Annotated in this window: 5 protein-coding genes and 2 pseudogenes; 1 reads left to right on the top strand and 6 read right to left on the bottom strand. The window is 38.0% G+C overall.

The annotated features are described in order from the left end of the window. Positions 1-225 precede the first annotated feature (225 nt). Positions 226-657: a conjugal transfer protein TraD gene (locus F960_RS00320; RefSeq protein WP_004846786.1), complete on the top strand. Its 432-nt coding sequence runs from the start codon at positions 226-228 to the stop codon at positions 655-657. A 113-nt stretch (positions 658-770) separates the two neighbouring features. Here F960_RS00320 and F960_RS00315 read toward each other — a convergent pair whose 3' ends face one another. From F960_RS00315 to F960_RS00285, 6 genes and pseudogenes are all read right to left on the bottom strand, one after another. After that, on the bottom strand, positions 771-1,670 hold the full coding sequence (locus F960_RS00315) for a hypothetical protein (protein ID WP_004846783.1): 900 nt from the start codon (positions 1,668-1,670) through the stop codon (positions 771-773). A gap of 46 nt (positions 1,671-1,716) precedes the next feature. Continuing rightward, a pseudogene (locus F960_RS00310) lies at positions 1,717-1,911 on the bottom strand (IS256 family transposase); the annotation flags it as partial. A 994-nt stretch (positions 1,912-2,905) separates the two neighbouring features. After that, the gene (locus F960_RS00300; RefSeq protein ID WP_004847384.1) at positions 2,906-3,121 is read right to left on the bottom strand and encodes a hypothetical protein; all 216 of its coding nucleotides are present in this window, start codon (positions 3,119-3,121) and stop codon (positions 2,906-2,908) included. After that, the gene (locus F960_RS00295; RefSeq protein ID WP_004846796.1) at positions 3,111-3,407 is read right to left on the bottom strand and encodes a BrnT family toxin; all 297 of its coding nucleotides are present in this window, start codon (positions 3,405-3,407) and stop codon (positions 3,111-3,113) included. Before F960_RS00295 ends, F960_RS00300 begins: the two co-directional genes overlap by 11 nt. A gap of 39 nt (positions 3,408-3,446) precedes the next feature. After that, positions 3,447-3,947 (bottom strand): hypothetical protein, encoded by a 501-nt coding sequence (locus F960_RS00290; protein ID WP_004846794.1) that lies wholly within the window; start codon positions 3,945-3,947, stop codon positions 3,447-3,449. Further along, positions 3,944-4,265, bottom strand: a pseudogene (locus F960_RS00285) (MobA/MobL family protein); the annotation flags it as partial. The gene F960_RS00290 and the pseudogene F960_RS00285, both read right to left, overlap by 4 nt.

Raw genomic sequence — 4,265 nt, 5'->3', positions numbered from 1 at the left:
AAAAAAGAAGTTTCAGGGTTTTAGGGATGAAGTCCCTAACGTGCTTAGGTTTCTCAATGAAATTGAGAAACGTCTAAGCGCGCCATCAAATTTTTGATGGAAGTACAGGCGACAATCTCTAGAACGACTTTAACAAAATTACGTTACTCGAACGTAAATATTTTGTTATCGTTCTTTGAGTATTGAGCCTGTGCTTTTGCGGTATCTGAATTAATGGAATTGAATATGAATAATGATTGGCTGTCTGAAAAAATCACCTATATTTCTGCTTTAAAGAATCCTAGTGATGCTCAAAAACTTTTACTTGAATTAGCCAAAATTCAGTACAGAACACCCGACCAAGAGAAAAAGATCAATGCCTTGATCAAAGCTGAAAAAGCCATAGATCGAGCAAATAAGCAAAAAGTTGCAGTTAGAAAATTACTGAATGCAGAAAAAGAAGCTGAACGTAAAGCTCGTACACGTCATCTCATTCAATTAGGCGCATTATTTGAAATAGCTAACCTAGATCAGCGTGACCCAGCCGAATTACTTGGCGTTCTTCTAAAAACTGCTGAAATAGACCCAAATGATATGAAATGGCAAATTTGGAAGGATTTAGGACAAGAAACCTTAAATCAGCGTAAAAAAGATGGCTCTACGGATTATCTAGTGTAATCCGTAGTATTTAGCTCAATATCATACCCATAAAATAATCTTTAGCATGTATTTATAAATATAAAAGCCAAAGAATAAACTTTGGCTTTTTAGTGTTGCTTAATTACGAAGTATTAATAATTACATACCATTGAAACAGCACCTTGGTAATTACCACCATTACTTAAAGGCATACGGTAAATTGCACCTAACACTAAGCTGTTTGTTCCATTATCAGAAATGTTAAATGTGCCGATATTATCTGATCGGCCTTGTTGACCAACAATGCCTAACAAATTGTATCCGTTATAACTATTGAATGAATCCACCCAATTCATTGTTGATGCAAAGGTTGTTTCATCACTACCACTTTTCGCCGTAAATTTAACATCGATATCTCCATTTGGATTCAATGTGATACTGCCGTTATGAATAGATGGAGAAATATAACTAGAAAGGCGACCGCCATTAGTCAATTTTGCTTGAGTCGCATTTACATCAGTACAATTAATTTGTTTAGTTTGTGGTAAAACACGTTTTGCAACTAATGGGGTATATGCGAAGTAGAAATATGAGCCATTGGTGTATTTGGAAATATCCGTAGTTTTTATTTCACCATTGCTGTCGTAATTAAAAATACCTTTTGAAATACGCGCAATAGCATAGTTTTTATTACCCGCAATTTCTTTCGCAATAATATCACCAGTAATTTTATAATCACCAAGTTCCGTTATAATGCCGGCATCGTTTTGTACTACTGAATCTATTCGTAAAGTACCTGATGAATTAGGAAAGTCATAAATAGCACGATAGGTTTTATTTGTGCTTAACTTTTCTAATACTGAACCTGTAGACGAGTCTGTATTTGTGCCGCCTGTGCCAGAACCACCAATACCGCCTGTGCCAGAACCACCAATACCGCCTGTGCCAGAACCTGTATTATCGGAACCATTATCAGAACTACCACCGCCACCACATGCAGCTAATGCAAAGCCTAAAGAAATAAGTAAAATTGAGGTCTTAAATTGATTCACGATAATTCCTATTTAAAATCTGTAAATTATTTTGTGTAAGCTCGATTTATAAATGATCTTTTAATCGATCATCGAAATGAATCGTAAACCAATTAATCGCTAAACACCAATTTTGAATTGGCATCGCCCATTTCTTAGCAGCATTTGATATTGCCAAGTAAATTACTTTTTTAACTGAATCATCAGAAGAGAATATCTTACGTTTCTTCGTTAAATGGCGGATCACGCTGTTCAATGATTGAGTGGAAACTTCAAAATCATCAAGTGTTTCTTCAATACTGTTGCGCTTTATTAATAATTGCTTCCAATCACTATGCAACTTGAAGTTAAGAGCTTATTTCATTGAAATATCTTTACCCCAAAAATCACCACGTTCTGAAATATGCGGCTCACTTTTTGTATACCAAGCTTAAATAGCCTAAGCAAAAAAGGCAATTCTAAAAAACTTCCTTTCCAATAAACTATAAAATCAAATGCTCTCAACTTCTCAACTCGCCCCCAAAGCGTCGCACTTCGTGCTTTGGCTTTGGAAACGGTTGAGAGAGTTTCGGCAATACTCTCCCTAAAGGCGGTCATTTAAAAAAATGACGCATCCTTTAAGTATTGCCGATTTACCGCATATTCTTTTGGCTTCGGAGCCACGTATATCGGTCGTATCCGCACATAGCTTTGCAAACTATGCAGACAAGGACTAAAGGTCTTGCACCTCTCCCCACACGCTCCCTGTCGAAGTATGGCGGTATCTCTGCGAGGGTTTCCCCAACATACAACTTAACCAACCTATACAACTACTCTTAACGCTCCGCTTTTGTGAGATTCCCCTGTAGCGGTTTAGCCTTTCGACTATCGCTACGTTGCACCAGTGACACTTATTCCCTCCACATGCAACGCATGCCAATCCGTAAAACGGACACGCAGGAGCAGGCAAAGCTCGATCTAGGATGCTTATTTGATGATTTAAAACACGGATTAACGAAGACTTATCATTTTGGGTCTTGATCTAAACACTGTTTATTGTGAAAATAGAGTTCAGGTACAAGCCTTAGTGTGAAATCATAACGGTCGCCAAACCTTATGATCTTCGTTACTTGATGTTCGTGCATCAAATAACTGCGTACCGCTGAATATAAAGCGAAAGCCCATTGAGTTGCAAGATTCAATGGGCTTTTTCTTTGATCAATCAGATCATTAAGACAAAAAAGGGAGGTCATATCTAATCATGACTAAATCCCTAATCAAGCACGTTTCAATGCCATAATATGGCGAACCATATCGTTAATATGTTGTTTTGTTTCATTATCTTGTGAACTTAACCATGCAACTACATCAGCATCAAAAGCCTGTGCTTGAGCTATGGCATGGCGTTCCTGTAATTTCTTCACAAAGCTAGGTTTAACCAATGGGGCATTGGTAGGGTCAAAATTTTTATAGCGTTCTAGTTCATTTTGCATTGCTGTACCTCCGCTTTTGGTGATGTGATGGTTCAAATGCAGTGATTATTCTCGCAACATCTCCACGTTCAACCCAAACCACTGTTAATAGTCTACCACGATTGCTTAAACCGACTGATATTAGTCGTTGTTCATCATAGTGTCCTACATCCTCAAAAGACATCAATGCAGGATCAAGGAAAATACTACAGACCTCCTCGAACGTAATTTCTCGCCCTCGATAGACTAAATCCATTTTTTGGTCATGCCATTCAAATAACAAGCCGTAATATTCAATTAATGGCATGATTACTCATTTCCTCTCGTCAAATAAAAAATATGCCTATTATTTTGGGTCTATGACACAAAAATCTCCATTTTTTCCATATCCGCACTGCTTTTTCATCACTCGAACACACGGTTTATATTCCTCTCCAACAGTACAGCTTCCTATATCAAACTGGATTCCCTGCTGTCTTAAGCTCTCGATCTGCGGGATATTTTCTAAAGGTTTGATATAAACACTGAATAACCAAATGATGCCAAGCATCAGAATGGCGAAAATGCCTAAAATGATGGTGATGATTTTCCATGAAAATTGATCACTGGTTGATTCAATCGAGTTTTTTAAATGTCCAAGTGCTTTAGCGGTCTTAATAAGCTCCGCTGTACCCTCCTGTAAGCCCGTATTTAGCGATTTTGATACAGTACTATGGGTTTGCCCTGCTATGACCTTTTGAATGCGTTCTTCGGTGATTTGAAGCTCTTTAACGGCCTGATTGACGAGGTTCTGCTGTTGTTCTGCAACTGCCATCAGTGCATATAACTTTTTTTCATCAGGTGTCATCGGCTCATCCCCTTATAACTCATGGTTTTCTGTTGCTCTCGTTCTAATTTCTGCTGTTCTTTGTACTGCTGTAAGGCAAGTTGTTTGAAGCTGTCAAAATCAGCCTTAAAACTCTCAATGCCCTGTTTAATTTCTTTGTCTGAAATTGGGCTGTCTTTGAGTTCTTTCAGGTCTTTTTTCGGATCGCCTAAGTCTAGTCGCTCAAGCTCTTTATAGGCTGTACGTGACTGTTGCAAGGCTTCCCTGATTTCAGGGTCTTTGGCTTGGCTTGGTAATAATTTTTTTTCAGGTTCTTTGGCTATGCCTTGCTCTTTATAG

Source organism: Acinetobacter gerneri DSM 14967 = CIP 107464 = MTCC 9824 (genome assembly GCF_000368565.1).
Lineage (GTDB): Bacteria > Pseudomonadota > Gammaproteobacteria > Pseudomonadales > Moraxellaceae > Acinetobacter > Acinetobacter gerneri.
Note: the sequence above shows the minus strand (reverse complement) of the source record. Positions and strands in the feature narration are given on the sequence as shown.

Bases quoted from the DNA above. Each gene is read 5' to 3' on its own strand.
- F960_RS00300 (WP_004847384.1), bottom strand. From the start codon at position 3,121: ATGCAAAATGAACTAGAACGCTATAAAAATTTTGACCCTACCAATGCC.
- F960_RS00320 (WP_004846786.1), top strand. From the start codon at position 226: ATGAATAATGATTGGCTGTCTGAAAAAATCACCTATATTTCTGCTTTA.
- F960_RS00295 (WP_004846796.1), bottom strand. From the start codon at position 3,407: ATGCCATTAATTGAATATTACGGCTTGTTATTTGAATGGCATGACCAA.
- F960_RS00290 (WP_004846794.1), bottom strand. From the start codon at position 3,947: ATGACACCTGATGAAAAAAAGTTATATGCACTGATGGCAGTTGCAGAA.